Raw genomic sequence first — 19,437 nt, 5'->3', positions numbered from 1 at the left:
TACAATGAGCGAGCACAGGGATGAACCAATCAACAATCAAGTGATAAGCAGGATAGTAGACACATACACGGGCAGCAAGACGACAGCACATATTATTTCGCATACCCACTGGGATCGGGAGTGGTATTTGCCTTATGAGAAGCACCATATGCGCCTGATTAGCCTGATGGATTCTCTGCTGGATAAGCTGGAGCAGGACCCGGATTATAAAAGCTTTTATCTGGACGGGCAGACGATCATTCTGGAGGATTATCTACAGGTTCGGCCCGAGCATAAGAAACGGCTGGAGCAGCATATTCGCAATGGTCGTATTTTTATCGGACCCTGGTACATTTTGCAGGATGCTTTTCTGACCAGCGGCGAAGCCAATGTACGCAATATGCAGATTGGGCATCGCGATGCCGAACGTTATGGCAATCCGTCCAAGATCGGATACTTCCCCGATACGTTTGGTCTGGTTGGGCAGACTCCGCAGTTCATGCAACAGTCGGGGATTACGAATGTTTTCTTTGGAAGGGGAGTAAAGCCCACAGGGTTTAACAATACGGTGTCGGATAGAGGCTACGAGTCCTCCTTTTCGGAACTGTTATGGATGGGGCCAGACGGATCGGAGGTACTCGGTATTTTATTCGCCAACTGGTATTCCAACGGCAATGAGGTTCCGGTAGATGAGGCGGAAGCCAAGGTTTATTGGAAGCGTAAACTGGATGATGCGCAAAAATATGCTTCAACTGGCGAGCTGCTTTTCATGAACGGTTGCGATCATCAGCCTTTACAGCTTGATTTACCGGAAGCAATTCGTACGGCACAGAAGCTTTATCCGGATATCGAGTTTATTCATTCCAATTTCAACGATTATCTGACCTCTCTGAAACGGGCTTCCCAAAGGCAACTCTCGTCAGTGAAGGGAGAGTTTCGCAGTCAGCGCACGGACGGCTGGGGAACGCTGGTGAATACGGCTTCTGCCCGAGTGTATTTGAAACAGATGAACCAGTTGGGACAAGTGATGCTGGAAAAAGTGGCTGAGCCGCTTGCTACTTTCGCGCATCTGTTGGGGCAGGCTTATCCTCACCATTTGTTCACCTATGCCTGGAAAACACTGATGCAGAATCATCCGCATGACAGTATTTGCGGTTGTAGTGTGGACGAGGTACACCGTGAGATGGTGACCCGCTTTGATAAGAGCCGACATGTGGCTGAGAGCATTGTGGATGAAAGCATAGAAGTCATTGCGCAAGCAGTGGATACGACGGGCTTCAGTCGCTATGGAGCAGATGCGTTGCCGCTCGTTATTTTTAATACGTCAGGCTGGGAACGCAGTGGTGTAGTGTCGGCAGAACTGGAAGTGGTGCGTCTGTACTTCCGTGAAGGATACACGCTTGAGGAGGCTGCTCATCAAGCGAAGAACGTGGATCTTTCCGGGCGCATACTGGTGGACAGTGAAGGGTGTCCGGTCGCATGCAAGGTGGAGGACCTCGGGCTACAGTTTGGTTATGATTTGCCGGATGACCGATTCCGCCAGCCTTACATGTCTCGTCGGGTTCGCCTTACCTTTGAGGTTGAACGTGTGCCTCTGCTAGGCTTAAAAACCTATGCTTGGCTGAGAAGCAATGTCGAGACGGACTCCTCTTCCCTCTTTCATGGCAGTCGCAGTATGGAAAATGATCTGCTTCACGTCGAAATTGCGGATAACGGCTCTTTTACCCTGACGGATAAGCGTACAGTCCGTAGCTACAAAGGCCTTGGCATATATGAAAATGTGGGTGATATCGGCAACGAGTACATGTTCAGACAGCCCGAGGGAGAGCAGGCGCTGACCACCGAAGATTTGATTGCTGACATCCGTGTGCTTGAAGATACACCTTATCTGGCATCCATGGAGATTATCCATCATTGGGAAATACCAGCCTCTGCGGATGAAACGCTAGAGCAGGAGCAGCGAGAGCTGGTTTATTATCCGTACCGCAAGGCTCAGCGCTCCCGACAGACCGTTCCGCTGACGATACGGACTGTCATTTCTTTATCTCGGAACAGCAGGGGTGTTTCCATGGAAACCACTTTTAACAATCAGGCCAAGGATCACCGTCTTCGCGCTCTATTTCCGACAGATATAGATTCTGGTGAGCATCGGGTGGACTCCATGTTTGAAATTGCAATCCGGGACAATGAGCCCGCACCTGAGTGGGAAAACCCAAGCAATACACAGCATCAGCAGGCGTTTGTGGATGTAAGCGGGGAACAAACCGGTCTGACCGTGGCCAATCTCGGGTTGTATGAATATGAAATGATGCGTGATGGACGTAACACGATTGCAGTAACGCTGCTTCGCTCAGTTGGCGAGCTGGGTGATTGGGGATGGTTCCCGACGCCGGAAGCGCAATCCCCAGGTGAGCATACCGCCCGTCTGGAAATCATCCCACATGATGGTGACGGTATTCAGTCCGGCGCGTATACAGAAGCCTATCAATACCAAATTCCTTGGATTGTAAAACAAGCGGGGATTCATGCGGGTACAGTTGCTCCAGATTATGCGCCGTTTGATTGGAAAAGCACGGAGCTTGCCTTTTCCTCTATGAAAATGAATGAGCTGTCGGGGGATGTGCTGTTACGCTGGTACAATATGAGCAATAGTATAGCCGAATTAATTATCAAGCCCAGACCGCAGCAGTACAATTTTTATAAAAGTAATATCCTCGAAGAACCAGGAGAAGACATCGTAGTGGATTCATCTAATGAGTTGCTTCAGTCTGTAAAGCCGCATGAAATTATCACACTAGGTTTTAAAATGAAGACTTAACAATAAAGAGAAGAAGGCCATAGCAATAGGATAATAAGCCCCGATGGAATAACTTATCTCGGGGCTTGTTATCCTATTGCTAAAAGTAAATAGTAGCTAGGTTTAGCAAATTCTTTAAGCCCATGAGTATCTAAAATTTTGAGTTACATAGCAAGTCCAACTATGAAATTGTCTGTTATAATATTCTTTATTTTTGCAGTACCGTTAATTTCACTTATAAATTTAAGCGCTTTCTACCGATATATATAGATATATTTCATCACGTTCTGTGATCTGCTTCATTTTGTTGCTTGGAGGGCAATGTCAAGGAGACCGATCGGAAACTCGTGAAAGTTGAGTGCAGCGTGAACTATTATCCATAGACGATCTGGAGGGGTTTGGATGAGTAACAAGCTATCGGACAGGACTAAAAAAGGAAAAGGTTTTAGGGATTTAAAGGTTACGACAACGATGATCTCCATGATTATGATCAGCTTAGTGGGGTTGCTTATTATATCGTTGGTAGGGGTTATCGGTATGTATCAAGCTAAAGAGGGCCAAGGTATTTTGTATACGGATCGCTTTCAACACCAAACGAATATTCTTGAAGTCAAAAGTGATTTCTATAATATGCGGGCTAATTATACAAAAATACTCGACAATAAGGATTATACGGATAAACAGTATAAGCAGGTGCAGAAAGGAAAAGATAGCGTTACAACCGGGCTAAATGAATTCTCACAAAGGAATTTGGATGCTAAGGAACAGAAATTGTATGAGGAACTAAGAAGCAGTATAGACACATATTATCAGGATATTGAGCAAATCATGACAGTCAAAAAAAATAGTGGAACGTATGACACGGAAGAAAGAGGACGGATTAATAAATCCAGTACGGCAATCGTTACGATGCTGACTACGATTTCAGATTATAACAATGAGCAATCCGCCAACCTATATCAAAATACGCAAAATGAGATTAAAATGCGCACAATTGTTTTGATCACGGTTCTGGCTCTTGTGCTGGCTGTTCTGATCACGATCTCCTTTGTGGCCATTCGAAATATCCGTTCTCGGATGAGCACCATTACGAAATACTGCGAAGAGATTACCCAAGGCAATTTAACGGCAGCCCTTGATCCTGCCTTGCTCAAAGGGAATAATGAGATCGCTGTCATTGCTCGTGCCATTCAGCAAATGACAGATTCAACCTCAATAGTCATTACGGGAGTGGTCAATGAGTCACGACAAATTAACCAGCTAAGTGATCAGACGAATGTTAATATGACAGATCTCAATGAACGGATTCGCGATGTATCCGCCACGGTCGAACAGCTGTCAGCAGCTATGGAGGAGACTTCAGCATACACTGAAAACATGAATCATTCTGCGGAAGAAATGCAGCGGGCAGCAGAGTACATTTCGGTCAAAACTCAAGAAAGAGCTCAGTCTGCCCATGATACAAGTGTAAAAGCCGAAACATTGAAGCATGCGGCTAGTGAATCCAATAAAGTGGCTAAGGAAATTTACCAGAAGGCCAACGTGAAGATGAAGGAAGCGCTAGAACGAGCCAAGGCCGTAGACCAAATTCGTTTACTTTCTCAGTCCATCTTAGAAATTACGGCACAAACCAATTTGCTGGCTCTAAATGCATCCATTGAAGCGGCTCGTGCGGGTGAGTCAGGTCGAGGGTTTGCGGTTGTGGCTAACGAGATTCGTAAGTTGGCAGACGGCTCCAAACACGCGGTAGACCAAATTCAGAGTGTTACTCAAGAGGTTGTGCAGTCTGTAGAAAATCTGACTACCAATGCCGAAGAACTACTGCACTTCCTGCAAGCTCAGGTGGGCAAAGATTATCAGCTGCTTGAGGATACAGCAGGACAATATTACAATGATGCCGTGGAGCATACGAACACGGTCAATGATTTGAACGCCACCTCTAAGCAGGTGAATGCAACGATCCAAACCATGGTGAGAGCAATCCATGAGATTGCAACAGCCAGCGAACAGTCCGCTGTATCCACTCAGCACATTGCAGAGAATATGGTTTCATCGACGGAGAAATCTCTTGATGTGGCACAACAGTCTGATCAGGTGAAGGAAAGCGCTGCCCGACTGAATGAACTGGTCGAAGGTTTTAAAATTTAACGGGGCCAATACACAGGGACTAGGGAAAACATTACATCGAAGAAAAACAGTTGGGAGCCGTAAAAAAGGCTCCCTTTTTGAGTTTACTCTTCCAAGGTTGCTTTTGGACTACAGTCAGAGTCCGTATCCCGTAACTCTTCCTGTTCAGCCGTTTGCATCAGCTTATAGATCTGCCGTGTTGTGTTCACATTTCGCACAGTCATTTGCTGATACAGCTTGGTGCCGACTAATTTCGTTAACCCGCTTTTTGTGACCTGTTCTTTGCTGACAGAAAACAGAACGGCCCCGGTCGTATATATTACATGGCCTATTCCCGGTTTCAATGGAAGCTTGTCCAGAACGGAGATATCGTTAATTTCATCCCACAGGAACATTACATCACTTTTCATCTGTGTATCATTAGACCATTCATTCGGCAGTGCCTCTATAATGGTCTGAATCTCCTTCATATTACGGACGATGACACGGATGGGTAAGCTAAAATCCTCCAGAATCGCCTGTTCCAGTTTGAGCGATAGTTCCTCGTTGGACTGACCTTGACTGGAAAAAATAATGTTTCCAGAATTGATGTAAGTCGTCACATGTCCCATACCTGCATGTTCAAACGTTTGCTTGAGCTTCTTCATCTCGATCTTGTTGTTGCCGCCAACATTGATGCCCCGCAGTAATGCGATATAGATCATAAAAAGCTCCACCTCTCTTTAAACAAAAAGGATTTCTAACAAAGGGATAGGTATTCCAATAAATATGTGGTTTGATTTTCGCTCAACAGCTGATTTAGTAATGGTTTTACGTGCTCGATATATTCTGTTTTGGTTTCGTATGTTTCTTCATCTTTCAATTCTCCCTTAAAGGTATAGGCACCTTCAATCAGGGTAGAAAGAGCAATAAAGAAGTTAGCCAAAGAGTCAGCCACCAGCTGCGGCGCACCGCCTTCGAATGCAGCATATACAGGGGAATTGGGTGCGCAAGTATCGACAATGACTGGATCGTCATTAAAAGTGGCGATCACGACATGATGAGACGGCCACGAAGAAGACTCTTGGACAAGCTCACCAGATGTAATCCAGCGGTAGCCTAGCTGTTGGCGATACAGATGTTCTGGCGCGACAAAAAAGAGAACCGCAGCATCCCCGATTTCAACTGCCGCATTTTTTAATTTGTGTGTTCCCGCTGCCTTGGCATCGATCATTTCATAGTGGCTATACAGATACTCAAGTTCAGGGGATACGGGAATCCGGCTGTCCCAGCAATCTGATCTTTTCTCCATCCGGGGCTGGATGTCATGGTTTTGGAACAGCCCGTAGGCTTCATTATACAAGTTTTGCTGGTGTACAAAACGGGCCAGAGCTTCGCTTAGCTGTTTCATAGGTGTTCATTCCTTTCTAATCGTAGGCTATGACCTCCGACAATAATGTTTCATTTCTAGCTAAAGATATCATAATATAGACATGGAGAACATATGTTTCTGTAGTTGTGTGCCGCCTTGCCAGTCTATCCAGATTAATTTTACAATATAGGAGTTCGAACATGTTTTGTGCTTAGTTTAATATGATCAGGCTTACTTGTAAGGAGGATAAGCATGTCATTTTCTAAAATATATGATTACAAATTAAGAGCTTATTTTAATGAGCGTATTTCTGATTTAAGTCATGAATATCTATTTTATTCTTATCCCGATCAAGAGCAAAATTTAAAAATATTAACCCTGAATATAAACGAGCAGGATCATGTTTCTCTAGTGCGATGGCATGATTTATTTGGCAGGTCGCTATTTGCAAAAATGGATCACCCCATTATAAGTGTAGCGGATGCTGAATGTCTGATTCGATTGCTTTCTCTCTTTTTTAACGTTTTTGATATACATAAAGATGTTGTTTATAGCCGAAAAAACTTATGTTGTTTTTATTTTCAATATCAAGTTTCACATCTAGCAGAGAGAGGGAATGAATTCTCGCTTACTCAGGACAGACTATTTTTTCTTCACCATCTTTTATTTGAACTGGGTTTAGGTGATGACATTTATGATCGTCTAACGATTGAAAATAATAAGATCATGTACAGGTTGGAAGACGCACAGCAGTATGATTTGCACATTCTAATTGACATGTTGCATGAGCATATCAACAAAAATAAGATGGATATGGATACCCGAACAGCGCTGGGGAAAATAAAAATTTTGCAAGGCCAGTTGGTCAACTTCATTCTGGGCAGTCATGATGTATATGATTTTCCGTATGATGATTTCAACAAGCCGTTTGTAGAAGCAACGATGTTTATACAAGCCTATAACTCTAATAAAAATAGGGTATTAGAGGTGCTGATCGACTGTATAAATGAGCATCAATCTCCAACAGAACAGTTCATCTCCAATTTGATCTTGATGAATTACTCCTATTTTATTCTCAAAAATGATCCCAGCGAAATTACATATCTTAAGTTGTTTTGCAAGAAGAAACCGGGAGTTTTTATGAAAGTATTAACTGCATTGCTTGAAATCAGATTTTTTGTTGATAAATCCAGCTTCACAAATGCGGGTATAAATTATTATTTATCCAGAGTAAAAGGGGTTTAATGATGCCATTCCATCACGTTTCTTTACCTGATTTACCATCGTCTATCGGACGTCTTACGGCTATTCATCCTGTAAAAGGTAGCTCTCAGGGAAGCATAACCCTGCTGGCTTTGAACACACAAGCAGAACTGTGGAGGCTAGAACTTCGCTCAGGCAGCGCGGAATTATGCACAAGTATTTGTATTCCTGATTTTAATCCCATGCAACCTGTCCAAATAGTTACCAGTCCTGACGGCAAGTACGTAGCCATATCCAATCGTTTTGGACGGCATGCGGCAGTGTATGACTTAGTCCATGCTCAAGAAAAATTGCAACTATCACGGGATGAATATCACTACGATAAAAGTATGTTTCCCTTGGCATTTGTACACCAAGACGGTGCATGTATTCTTGTTCATGGGACGGAATGGAACCGGCTTGATCTGACGGCTGTAGAAACAGGCATGCTTTTGACAGCAAGACCTACCCCTATTTATAACAACGAAAGCAAAAATGAGCACTATCTAGATTATTTTCATGGGAGGCTACTGATTTCACCAGGGGGAAAGTGGATTGCGGATACGGGATGGGTGTGGGCTCCGATTGGAGTCATCCGAACTTGGTCGTTATCGGATTGGCTACTGAATCCATGGGAATCGGAGAAGGGTCCGTCGGTTCGTTATCTTTGGCAAACCATAGATTGGGATGGGCCGGTGTGCTGGACAGGACCCGATACATTGGCGGTTTGGGGACAGATGGATGCTGATTTGCTGGAGGAGGAAGATTGGGGAGAGGAAGGAGTTGAACCGGCGGTTGTCCTATTCGATATGGCTCAGCCCGGGTACCGACGTGTGCTTCCAGCGATTCCATCCCTAGATTGTAAGCCTGTTGAAGACGGGACTTTTCCTTTTCCCCAAGCAGATATGGCCGTTTCCGGCGACCGATTATTCTTATGGGGAAAAGAAGTCCCGCTTCAGGTATGGCGGCTTTCAAGCGGTGTGCGAGAATATGTAGATACGGAGCGGTTTCCACTTATTTACCATCACGAGGCAGGGATTTTCGTTGAATTAAAACCGGATAGCCGTTGCACAGCCTTGATCTATGAATAAAGGCGTTACTGCATTTTTGCTTCCTTCTTGGCGAGATGGGAAATATGCGTTAGTTATTACATTTGAAAAGGGGCGTAAAACCAAAATGGCACTTATCAAGGATCGTTTTTTGGGATGCCTGGTTGGGCTGGCCGTGGGTGATGCTTTGGGAACCACTGTAGAATTCAGCAGTCCAGGTACATTTGAACTTGTAACGGATATCGTGGGCGGCGGTGTCTTTGGGTTAAAGCCGGGACAGTGGACAGACGATACGTCTATGGCGCTCTGCTTGGCCGAGAGTATGGTGCGTAAAGATGGATTTGATCCAGCAGACCAAATGCGCCGCTACACCAATTGGTACCACCTGGGATATATGAGCAGCACGGGAACGTGCTTTGATATCGGTGGTGCAACGAGAGCAGCACTGCATCGCTTCGAAGCTACCGGAGATCCGTACAGCGGGTCCGTTGACCCCATGACTGCGGGTAATGGCTCTATTATGAGGCTTGCACCTGTGGCTATGGCCTATGCGAACCGTCCGGAAGAGGCGGTGATGTACGCTGAGATGAGCTCGCGAACCACCCATGGAGCAGTTGAAAGTGTGGAGGCCTGTGCCGTGCTTGCTTCAATCCTTGTGGCAGGTCTGCGGGGAGCGGACAAAGAATCCATGTTATCACCCGACGTCTGCTATAAGTGGCGGCAGGACGAGCCCGCTTATTCGGCAGCCATTGAAGAAATCATTCAGGGATCTTACAAGCATAAGGTGCCGCCCGAAATACAAGGAAGCGGGTATGTCATTCGTTCCCTTGAGGCTGCGCTGTGGGCATTTCACCATTCGGCTTCGTTTGAAGAGGGGGCACTGCTGGCAGTAAATCTGGGGGATGACGCCGATACGACCGGGGCGGTGTACGGGCAAATTGCAGGAGCTTATTACGGGCTAAGCGGTATCCCGAGTCATTGGCGCGAGAAGCTGGCGATGAAGGAGACGATAGATGAGCTGACTGAGGCTTTATGGCAGAAGGCCGACAAGAACCAAACACTTTAAGGGGAACATCTATAAAGATTAAGCTGGGTTGCTTTTCTTATGAAGCAGAACCCGGCTTTTTTTGTTTGCTATATCGCCATACTTCCGCCCTACTCAGTAACATGTTGTTATGACAAAATAAAGTCCAATACAAATAACACTTCACTTTACTGATCTTTCAGAGGAGGAACTACATTGTCACATCTATATAAACCGCTTCATTCATTTGTCGATATTTCCGATTATATGAAAGGATTTGAGATCGTTTCGACCCAATTTGGCCCTGATGGACGCGTGTATATTTTGCTGATTGATAAAATCCCAGAACGAGTGCGGGGGGATGTTCACGCCTGCTTCTCTTAAAGACAGACATACTTACAAGGTACTCATCATAGACGATCATATCGAAGAAGTATGTATGGAGGGGCAGCAGTTTAACTATCATTATGTACAGCCTCTAAAAAATCATTTGTTACTCGTCGGAGCACGGTGCCATTATTACGGACCTGGCCAATACGATCTAAATGGTAAAATTATTGATTATGAAGGCCGTACCGTGAATGAACTGCTGCTTGGAGACGGTATCCAGAGTGTTCAGGTTACAGAAAAAGGTACGATCTGGACCAGTTATTTTGACGAAGGTATATTCGGAAATTATGGTTGGGTTGAGCCTGTGGGGTCCTCCGGCCTTGTCGCCTGGAATGAAAAGGGAGATAAAATATATGAGAACCAAGCAGCAGCCATTGATGATTGCTACGCATTAAACGTAGTCAGCGAACAGGAAATCTGGTTTTATTACTATTCAGACTTTTCATTAGGACGTATTTCCGGTAGTGATCATACGAATATTACGTTTATGAATCCGAGGATTTCCGGCTGCTCTGGGGTGGCTACAGATGGATATCACTTTTTGTTCGACAGCGGGTATGGAAAGAGTGGACAATATGTCCTGAAAAAGAATGTGAAGCCAGGGAGCTTGTCCAAAGGGCAAAACATCCGTTTTTTAAATGACGATCAAAAGTTTCTTCAGCCGCAAGAACAGGATTTCAGAAAAAACCGCCTGCTGCTCCGTGAAGCTTCTCTGCTGTATCAGGTGACTATAGAAGAGTTAGCGTAAAAACCCACGTCCGACGTGGTTTTTTTGTTGATTGAAAGTAATTTGAGCCTATATTCTTGGTTTAAATTCATGGATATAGCCAAAGAGGGGCAGCGGTAAACAGCATGATAATTTCGTAACCTCACAGATTTTTTTCCGTATAAAGATAAAAACATGATCCAAATTCGTTCCCTCAGGGAGAAATGCAACCATGTTTAACAAAATGAGAAGTTGAGGTAATGCATCATATGAATGAAAAATTACAAGCCAATACAGGATATCAGCTGGCTGAGCGGAAGGCGATTCAGTATTTTGCATTACTTTATGATCAGGTCATAGACAAATCTTATGTGACTACCTTGACAGAAGATATTCAAAGGTGGAAAAGGAATCATATTCATCAGTCTTCATGGATATCCTTTTTTTCGCGGAGAAAGAGAAAACCTGATACTCGGGACTATAATAGATACATTCAATGGCTGAATTATACAGGCAAATTGGATGATTATCTGGATCGAAGCGTCTCCTATATTTATATGAGGGACCTAGGCAAAGCTATGGATTCTCCTGATACACATACCCGGATTCAGCGTGTCATTGCAGACGTAAAAAAACACTTGGTCCAATCCACCCGTGCAAACGGGGCAGACCAACCGGAATTTATGAATTTGGCCGGGGTGTATCGGTGGGCCCAGAGGGAAGGTATAGAGACCGCGATAATTTGGGTGATCAACAAACTTAGGTTCGTATCCTCCCATATTCCCGACGAAATGGATGCAGAGCATGCCCAGCGCAAACTGATTAAAATCATTATTGGAGTTATTCTGCATGTTATGGAAGAAATGGACGAAGCTGTGTCACCTGTGGAACGTGCTCGCAGACTTGATGAAGCCATCAGGCTTGGGTACTCCTATGGTCTAACCTATCCTTTCATTGATGATCTTCTCGACTCCCAGCTTTTGACGGTTCAAGAGAAAGAACAATATTCCCGTATGATACGTGCCGCGCTTCTCAGTGGATCTGTGCCTGAGTTGGGCGATTGGACCGGAAATCATATGGAGTTGATTCAATACATACATTCGGAGCTCTCGGATGCATTTGAGTATATAAAGAAACATCAGCGATCGGACACACAGCAAACATTTTTCGAGCAGTCCTATGTCTTTTTTCATTCTCAAGATATTGACCGTGTTAAGGACCTAACGCGAGCTACTTATACTAATGAAGAGCTTTATATACCCGTTATCTTAAAATCTTCTTCGTCCCGTTTGATTGTCCGTTCCGTAATTAGTGCTCCTGCGGATGAGGGGTTTGAGCAACGAACATTCTTTTATGGTATCTACAACCAGCTTGCTGATGATTTCGCGGATATAGTTGACGATATGAAAGCCGGTACGGTAACACCCTATACCTACTATTTAAAATATCATCATCAGAGACCGGATTTGATCAATCCCTTTGAATTATACTGGGCGGTCATCTCCTATTTGATCCATAACGTATATGCTTCCGATGCCGTGGCTCGTGAGGTGATACTGGACCGTGCAATGAATGGGCTCAAACGTTATAAAGAACGTGTAGGTATTGAAAAGTATAATGAAATAATGGAGATTTTTGCATCCGGAAATCCAGAATTTAATAATCTCATTCAGAAGATGGTACAAAAAGCGGATGATGTAGATTTCTTAGATAAGCTGCTCCGGGACCAAATGATTACCCATCTGAAAAACGATGCGAGGGAAAAGGAAGACTTTATGAATACGGTCAAAATGGTCCGTGAGCAGATTAACAACCACTTGAAAATTACCAAGCCTCAAGGGATTCCGGCCATGAAAGAACAGCTTATTGAGGCTGCAAATTACAGTCTCGAAGGTGACGGGAAGCGGATACGGCCTATATTGACTTGGGTCATGGGCGTGAACGAATATGGATTAGATGCATCGGCAATTGTGCCTCTTCTGAGATCATTGGAATATATGCATACAGCCTCCCTGATTTTTGATGATTTGCCTTCCCAGGATAACGCCTCTACCCGTAGAGGGCGTCAGACCTTGCATCAGATGCACAACAGCGCCACTGCGGAACTAACCGGTCTGTATCTGATCCAGAAGGCGATTGGGGAACAATCGTCACTTGACCAGTTCAGTGCTGAAACGGTGCTTGCTTTGATACAATACTCGGCCCAGAAAGCAGAAGATATGTGTATGGGGCAGGCGATGGATCTGGATTCCAAAGGAAAGGCACTGACCTTGGAGCAGCTGAATATGGTGTGCTTCTACAAAACAGGAGTGGCGTTTGAGGCTTGTCTGGTTATGCCAGCCATGCTTGCACAGGTCAAGGAGTCGGAAATTGCTGCTTTGAAGAAATTTGCCTATCATATGGGGATTGCTTTTCAGATTAAAGATGATTTGCTTGATGTGGAAGGAGATATGCTCTTACTCGGAAAACCTGTTGGCCAAGATTCTGATAATAACAATTCGAATTTCGTGTCCATCCTTGGTCTAGAAGGTGCCAGTAAAGAGATGTGGGAACACTATTGCCTCGCGATGGAAGCATTGGAAGAAATCCCACGTAATATTGCTTTTCTGAAGCACTTAATACATTATGTCGTGAACCGGGACCGTTAAAAAACGAGTCTACCCCATTGCTCCACAAGAGTGTAATGGGGTGTTTTTACGTTGAGACAGAAGAGTTGCCATGCTCCTTCGCTCATCGGTAATCCTCTAATGTGATATAAATATGTCTGAGCACACAACACAGATATGTGAATATCTGGTGACTTCAGCACCCCATTTTGCCCATTACGGTGCGTTCTCCTTTATAATAATACAAAATAGACGAGGAGATGAACTCCAGATGAAAAAAGGAATCTTGGTCGCTTCAGGGTTGGTTGTTGCCGCATTGGGGACGTACCTAATTGCAGGGAATATTCAGAGAGAAGGGGCGGAAAACCATGAGACGACAGATATCAAGCAATTGGTGCATGATATCAGTGCAGGCAAGGCAACAGCCCAGTCCGCTTCCATTAATTCCAGTCAGTTGATTGTCACAGGGGACGATACTCAGACCATGAATTATGATTTGCCTGACAACGAGTTTTTTGTTTCGATTGCGCCATATGTGGAACAGACCCACCCTTGTGCAACTCATAGTCTAACCGGCTGCCAAGGCGAAATAAAAAACGGAGCGTTCAATGTGACCGTTCACGACTCCGAAGGGAATGTCATCATGGAGAATGCCGCCATGAAATCACAATCCAATGGTTTTATTGATCTATGGCTACCAAGGGATAAAACATATCGTATTAGTGTGAATCATGAAGGTAAAACGGCCGAAACTGAATTCTCTACATATGAAAAAAACGATACGTGTATCACAACGATGCAGTTGGGTTAGCGAAATAAATTCAAATCCATATTCGAGCTCCTGTGTGCAGGAAAGCGATTGGGAATGCCCTCAAAGATTACACCACTCATACACCTGATCCGCAGCTGTTGATAAATAAATACATTGATATGAAGAAAAAAGTACGCCGCTCATTAGAGTTTTCTCTCTGAGTGGATTTTTTATGTTTATATATGCTGAATCACGTGTTTTGTTATTTTTGTTAGGATATAATCAACCTAAAATTTCATTTATTAGCATAGACTTTTGAATTCATTTTTCATATAATCGCATAGTAAAGCGTTTACAATTTATTTTTAAATCCCTAAAATGAAAGGTGGCGTGAGTTTTTGTTTCGCTATGTAGTTTATTTTTCGTTTTGTTAGCATTTGTTTGCTTAATGTTATTTCATCATTCGATAAATGGAGGCGTTTACATGAAAGGATTGAAGTCATATTCTGTATCTCTACTTACTGTTATTCTTACCTTTTCGATAGTTTCTCCAGCATGGGCTGCGAGCCAGGAAGAGCCCACTGTAGTCACACAGCAGCCAGGCAAAATTACTTTAGTTGATCCTCAGGCAACTGCAGAGACCCGCTCTCTGTTCGCCTATTTGAATGATATTCGGGGCAAAAAGATCTTGTTCGGGCATCAGCATGCTACAGATGAAGGTATCACCTTGAAGCCGGATGCGGCAGGGGTTCAATCTGATGTATACAACTCCGTTGGTGAATATCCTGCCGTCTTCGGTTGGGATACCTTGAGTCTTGAAGGCAAGGAGAAGCCGGGCGTCGCTGGCGATCTTGAACAGAGCCGCCGCAATCTGGTTTCTTCTATGAAGCAGGCTCATGAGATGGGGGCTATTCTTAATCTGAGTACCCATTTTCCGAATTTTGTGACCGGAGGTAGCTTTAACGATACTGCGGGCAATGTAGTCGAGCATATTTTACCGGGAGGGGATAAGAATGAAGACTTCAATGCCTTTCTCGATCAGATTGCAGTCTTCGCCAAGGATCTCAAGGATGATCAAGGTAAGCAAATCCCTGTGCTGTTTCGTCCGTTCCACGAACAGAATGGCGGCTGGTTCTGGTGGGGGTCTAAGACGACCACGTCAAGTCAGTATGTAGCACTATACCGTTATACGGTCGAATATTTACGGGATAATAAGGGAGTTCACAACTTCCTATATGTATATTCTCCGAATGGGCCATTTGGCGGTAAAGAAGATCACTATTTGACCACTTATCCTGGAGACTTGTATGTTGATGTCCTGGGAATGGATCAATACGATAATGATGCTAAACCAGGAACAGAGTCATTTTTGAACGGATTGGTTAGTGACCTTGCAATGATCTCCAGACTGGCCGACCTTACCGGCAAGGTCTCAACCTTCTCTGAATTCGGATACTCACCCAGCGGAATGAAGGCCAGCGGTAACCTGGATACGGAATGGTTCACTAAGGTGCTGAATGCGATCAAGTCCAATCCGGATGCGAAGCGCATGTCCTATATGCTTACTTGGGCGAACTTCAGCACGAACGGCAATTTGTTCGTTCCATATAAGAACGCACCGAATGGTCTTGGAGACCACGAGTTGTTGAATGATTTCGTAAACTATTATCGGAATGATTATACAGGCTTCCTTAAGGATGTGAAGGGTGTCTATGATTATAAGGTGGATACGATTGCCAAAGAACCGTTTATGCATATTGCTGCTCCGATAGAAGGCTCCTCTGTCACACGCCGGACGACAAAAGTTTTGGCTCGCGTGCTGGATACCAAGCCGACCAAGGTGACGTTCACAGCCAGCGGACTTGAGAAAGAGCAACAGATGAAGCTTGATTCGAATGGGTTTTATGCAGCCGACTGGACCCCGCCACTGGAACTGAACGGCAAGACGGCAAATATTGCAGTTAAGGTATATCAAGGAAACCGTGTCACGCTGAGTCAACAGATTCAGGTATTCGTCAGAGTGAACGAAATTCCGATCAAGTCCTACAGCTTCGATCATACGAAGGAACTGAACGAAATTCGAAATAACGGAGCATACCCGAATAGCGTGAAGACTTCCTTCAGCCGTGTTCAGTTGAAAGGAAATGGCATGCTCAAGATCAATGTAAACGGTCTTGATCCAAGCCAGACTTGGCAGGAGTTTAAGATGCTGCTCCAAGATCCGAGTGTAGATTACAAGCAGGTGAATCGCATTAAGCTCAAACTGCTCGTTCCGGTAAATTCGACAGTTGATGGCGCTTCGCTTCGTGCAGTGGCCATGATTCCAGGGCAGTCGGAGACGAAGTATGGTCAAGAGGAGACGCTGAAGAAGGTGTCTTCGCTTGGGCAAGCTAAAATTAATAATACCGCCTATTATGAGTATGAGGCTGTCATCGATATGAAGGCACCAACCAGTGCAACTGAGGGCCTGGCGGTATCAATTGTAGGCAGTGGTTTGAAAAGCGGTCCAGTCTATGTGGATCAGATTCAGCTCTACAATGCTTATTATGAGGCATCCTTGGACCCGGCTGTTGTGGATGACTTCGAATCCTACGGAACTGGCGATAGCGGTAACAAAATCCTCCAGTCCAAGTATGTTCGTGCAAGCAGTGGCGATGAAGTTCAGGTGGCTTTGTCAGATGATGCTAAAGGTGGACATCAGCTCAAGTATACGTATAACTTGTCTACTCAAGGTTACGCAGGAGTCACTAAGGTACTCAGCGGTGTAGACTGGTCAGCATTCAATCAGCTTCAGATGCAGTTCACACCGGATGGTCAAGGGCAGAAGCTTGTGATTCAACTCAAGATGGACGGCAAGCTGTTCGAATACTATCCTAAGACGACCAATACAGAGCCGCATCTGGAGAGAATGCCTTTTAATGAATTTGTTCCCGTGCATGGTACGCAAGGCTCAATCACTAAAGATCGACTTAAGAGTGTGACAGAATTCAGCATTTATACGAATGCTGTGGATGGGGCCAAACTGACTAGCACGATGTACTTTGATGAGATTAAAGCGGTCCTTGACCCAACTGTAAGCTTGATAAATTAGTGGAGACGATACAGCCGAAGTATGTGTGGAGGATCTCGTATCTGAAAAAGTAGAGCAATAGCAGGCCTAACCGCTGCAAACTGAAGCGGTTAGGCCTGCGCTCATTCGGATATACGCTGCATCTTCTGCATACCTGTGGCATTTGGAGCTCCTGTGAAAACTTTAAATTGTGTATACTAAAAACCTATTAAAACAGCTGCGAACTTCCGACATATTATCTAAGAGCTTTTCGCTCAATATTCCTCGGGGAGATGGCAGCATGTCACAAAATATGAAGAAGCGCGTATTCAGATCATCCAGTATCGCGAACACATTGGCCATGGTCTTGTTAGTCATTATCGTTGTCGTCTTTGCAACCTTGGGGACGTTCATGTTTGCAAGCACGCAAAGCATACTTGTCAAGCAGCAAGAGGCCATGCTCCAGACCAAGACGCAGGCCATGGTTAGTCAATTCGATGCGTTGTTTAAGGAAAAGGGCTCACTTGTCCAGCAAATGTCAACGAACAACACCTTTAAGCAATATTTAGAAACCACCCCATCGGTAGAAATGGTGAAAACTTCTCCTTATGCTGCGGAAACAGTAGCGACGTTGGCAGCCATTGTAAAGGCAGAGCCATCTTTTGCCGACGCCTGGATTGCAGGAATATCTGGTAAAGGCTTCTTTCTCCAGAACGATGGTGTTGCTTCCAAACCGGATTTCGATATCAATACACGCCCGTACTTTAAACCGGCAGTTGAAGCAAACGGTTTATACTACTCAGAACCCTATAAGGACGTCAATTCGGGTAATGTGCTCATGGGCATTTTCTATCCGATTAAAGATAGCAGTAACCAATTAATCGGATTTGCTGCTGTCGATATTGCTTTCAAAGACATCCCTGCCGTTATGCAAAGCTATTCGCTTGGAAGCACAGGCTATTCGATTCTTGCATCCAAAACAGGTGATATTTTGTATCACCCTGATCAAAATAAAGTGCTGAAAGAAAAGATTAACGAAAGCACAGGTGATCTTGGGGAGATCGGAAAGAAAATGATTGCTGGTGAGTCCGGAGTACAGCTCATTAATGATAATGGGGAACCTCGTTATATTGGGTATGCAACCAGTAAAGATACGGGGTGGTCTGTAGGCTTAACCATTTCAGAAGAAGAGGTGCTCACAGAATTAAAAACCTTTACCTGGCTTACCATTGGCGGCTTTGCCGCAGCCACCATTCTGCTGGTTGTGATTTCTTATATAACGCTCCGTTATCTGTTGAGATCAATCCCAAAATTGCTTGCAAAAATCAAGCTGATTGAAAATGGAGATTTGACCGTTCAGTTTGATACGCATTCCAACAACGAAATCGGGCAAATTTCTCAAGGAATTTACAATATGGTTCAAAAAATTCAAGGCATGCTCCAAATGGTGGGCGGCTCAGCTCAAGTCTTGAATCAGTCTTCAAATGATTTGCAATCCATTTCTTCCAGAACCGCGATCACGATGAATGATACTGCGACAGCAATTAATGAGATTGCCAATGCAACGAACTACCAATCCATCGAAACGGATAACATTTTACAAAAAACCGGAGCTTTATCCGGCCAAATTGACGAAATTGCCAATGATGCCAAAACCATCGAAACGATGGTGCAAACCTCTGCTGAGCAAAGCGGACAAGGGCTTGCAGTAGTAGATCAGCTTTCCAGATGGGCGGAAGAGAATCACAATTCCACACAAGCGATGTCGTCTATTATTCAGGAGATTGATCTGAGCCGTCATGAGATTTCCAGCATCGTGGATACGGTCAACCAAATTGCAACGCAGACCAACCTGCTGGCGCTCAATGCTTCCATTGAAGCTGCGCGTGCGGGAGAACAGGGCAAAGGGTTTGCTGTGGTTGCCGGGGAGGTTCGCAAGCTGGCTGAGCAGACGGCGCTGGCGACACAGGAAATCTACAAGAAGGTACGTGTGATTGAAGAAAAAACCAGCGTATCGGTTGAGCATACGGTTCACGGTCTGAAAATTGCAGAAGAAAATGCCAGATCGGTGGAGGACACGAAGCAAGTATTCTTTAGCATTAACAAGGATTTGGAAGATTTGAAATTGCGAATGATCCAGATCAGCACGAACACCTCCAAAGTCCACAAGCACAAAGATGAGATTTTGCAGGCGCTGGAGATCATCTCTTCCACCACAGAAGAGAATTCCGCTTCAACCGAAGAGGTTAGTGCCAGCACGCAGGAACAATTGGAGAGCTTCGAACAGGTTGCTGAACTATCCAAACAATTAAACCAATTGTCCACTAAGCTGCAAGACGAATTAAAGCAGTTTAAGGTTGAGTAAC

At 44.7% G+C, this 19,437-nt stretch carries 13 protein-coding genes; 11 read left to right on the top strand and 2 right to left on the bottom strand.

Annotation, left to right across the window (positions count from 1 at the left end; genetic code table 11):
- Positions 1-4 precede the first annotated feature (4 nt).
- Both AC5ELV_RS12615 and AC5ELV_RS12610 read left to right on the top strand, forming a co-directional pair.
- Positions 5-2,797 carry an alpha-mannosidase gene (locus AC5ELV_RS12615; protein WP_493430481.1) on the top strand — a complete coding sequence of 931 codons (2,793 nt, stop codon included), beginning with the start codon at positions 5-7 and terminating at the stop codon, positions 2,795-2,797.
- 381 nt (positions 2,798-3,178) lie between these two features.
- Entirely contained in the window at positions 3,179-4,924 is a 1,746-nt protein-coding gene (locus AC5ELV_RS12610) for a methyl-accepting chemotaxis protein (protein WP_493430480.1), read from the top strand.
- Between the two features lie 83 nt (positions 4,925-5,007).
- On the opposite strand, the gene AC5ELV_RS12605 is transcribed toward AC5ELV_RS12610, so the two are convergent.
- Both AC5ELV_RS12605 and AC5ELV_RS12600 read right to left on the bottom strand, forming a co-directional pair.
- Positions 5,008-5,607, bottom strand: a complete 600-nt coding sequence (locus AC5ELV_RS12605) for a DUF1697 domain-containing protein (protein WP_493430479.1) — start codon at positions 5,605-5,607, stop codon at positions 5,008-5,010.
- Between the two features lie 35 nt (positions 5,608-5,642).
- Positions 5,643-6,293 carry a hypothetical protein gene (locus AC5ELV_RS12600; protein ID WP_493430478.1) on the bottom strand — a complete coding sequence of 217 codons (651 nt, stop codon included), beginning with the start codon at positions 6,291-6,293 and terminating at the stop codon, positions 5,643-5,645.
- A gap of 213 nt (positions 6,294-6,506) precedes the next feature.
- Between AC5ELV_RS12600 and AC5ELV_RS12595 the strand changes: the two genes are divergently transcribed.
- The 9 genes from AC5ELV_RS12595 to AC5ELV_RS12555 all read left to right on the top strand — a co-directional run bounded on the left by AC5ELV_RS12595 (position 6,507) and on the right by AC5ELV_RS12555 (position 19,436).
- Positions 6,507-7,499 (top strand): hypothetical protein, encoded by a 993-nt coding sequence (locus AC5ELV_RS12595; RefSeq protein WP_493430477.1) that lies wholly within the window; start codon positions 6,507-6,509, stop codon positions 7,497-7,499.
- Positions 7,500-7,501: 2 nt separating this feature from the next.
- Positions 7,502-8,587, top strand: coding sequence for a hypothetical protein (locus AC5ELV_RS12590; RefSeq protein ID WP_493430476.1), 1,086 nt, complete (start codon positions 7,502-7,504; stop codon positions 8,585-8,587).
- Positions 8,588-8,672: 85 nt separating this feature from the next.
- Positions 8,673-9,611: an ADP-ribosylglycohydrolase family protein gene (locus AC5ELV_RS12585; protein ID WP_493430475.1), complete on the top strand. Its 939-nt coding sequence runs from the start codon at positions 8,673-8,675 to the stop codon at positions 9,609-9,611.
- A gap of 174 nt (positions 9,612-9,785) precedes the next feature.
- Complete coding sequence (locus AC5ELV_RS12580; protein WP_493430474.1) at positions 9,786-9,953, top strand: hypothetical protein; 168 nt, start codon at positions 9,786-9,788, stop codon at positions 9,951-9,953.
- Positions 9,931-10,707: a YxiH-YxzG fusion protein gene (locus AC5ELV_RS12575; protein ID WP_493430473.1), complete on the top strand. Its 777-nt coding sequence runs from the start codon at positions 9,931-9,933 to the stop codon at positions 10,705-10,707. The genes AC5ELV_RS12580 and AC5ELV_RS12575 overlap by 23 nt, the downstream gene beginning before the upstream one ends.
- A 218-nt stretch (positions 10,708-10,925) precedes the next feature.
- On the top strand, positions 10,926-13,313 hold the full coding sequence (locus AC5ELV_RS12570; protein ID WP_493430472.1) for a polyprenyl synthetase family protein: 2,388 nt from the start codon (positions 10,926-10,928) through the stop codon (positions 13,311-13,313).
- Positions 13,314-13,542: 229 nt separating this feature from the next.
- Positions 13,543-14,082 carry a CueP family metal-binding protein gene (locus AC5ELV_RS12565; protein ID WP_493430471.1) on the top strand — a complete coding sequence of 180 codons (540 nt, stop codon included), beginning with the start codon at positions 13,543-13,545 and terminating at the stop codon, positions 14,080-14,082.
- Between the two features lie 424 nt (positions 14,083-14,506).
- Positions 14,507-17,113 (top strand): glycosyl hydrolase, encoded by a 2,607-nt coding sequence (locus tag AC5ELV_RS12560; RefSeq protein WP_493430470.1) that lies wholly within the window; start codon positions 14,507-14,509, stop codon positions 17,111-17,113.
- A 259-nt stretch (positions 17,114-17,372) separates the two neighbouring features.
- Positions 17,373-19,436: a methyl-accepting chemotaxis protein gene (locus AC5ELV_RS12555; RefSeq protein ID WP_493430469.1), complete on the top strand. Its 2,064-nt coding sequence runs from the start codon at positions 17,373-17,375 to the stop codon at positions 19,434-19,436.
- Position 19,437: the final 1 nt, after the last annotated feature.

This window comes from Paenibacillus sp. NMA1017, from assembly GCF_058895805.1.
This window is presented reverse-complemented; position numbering and strand designations above follow the sequence as displayed.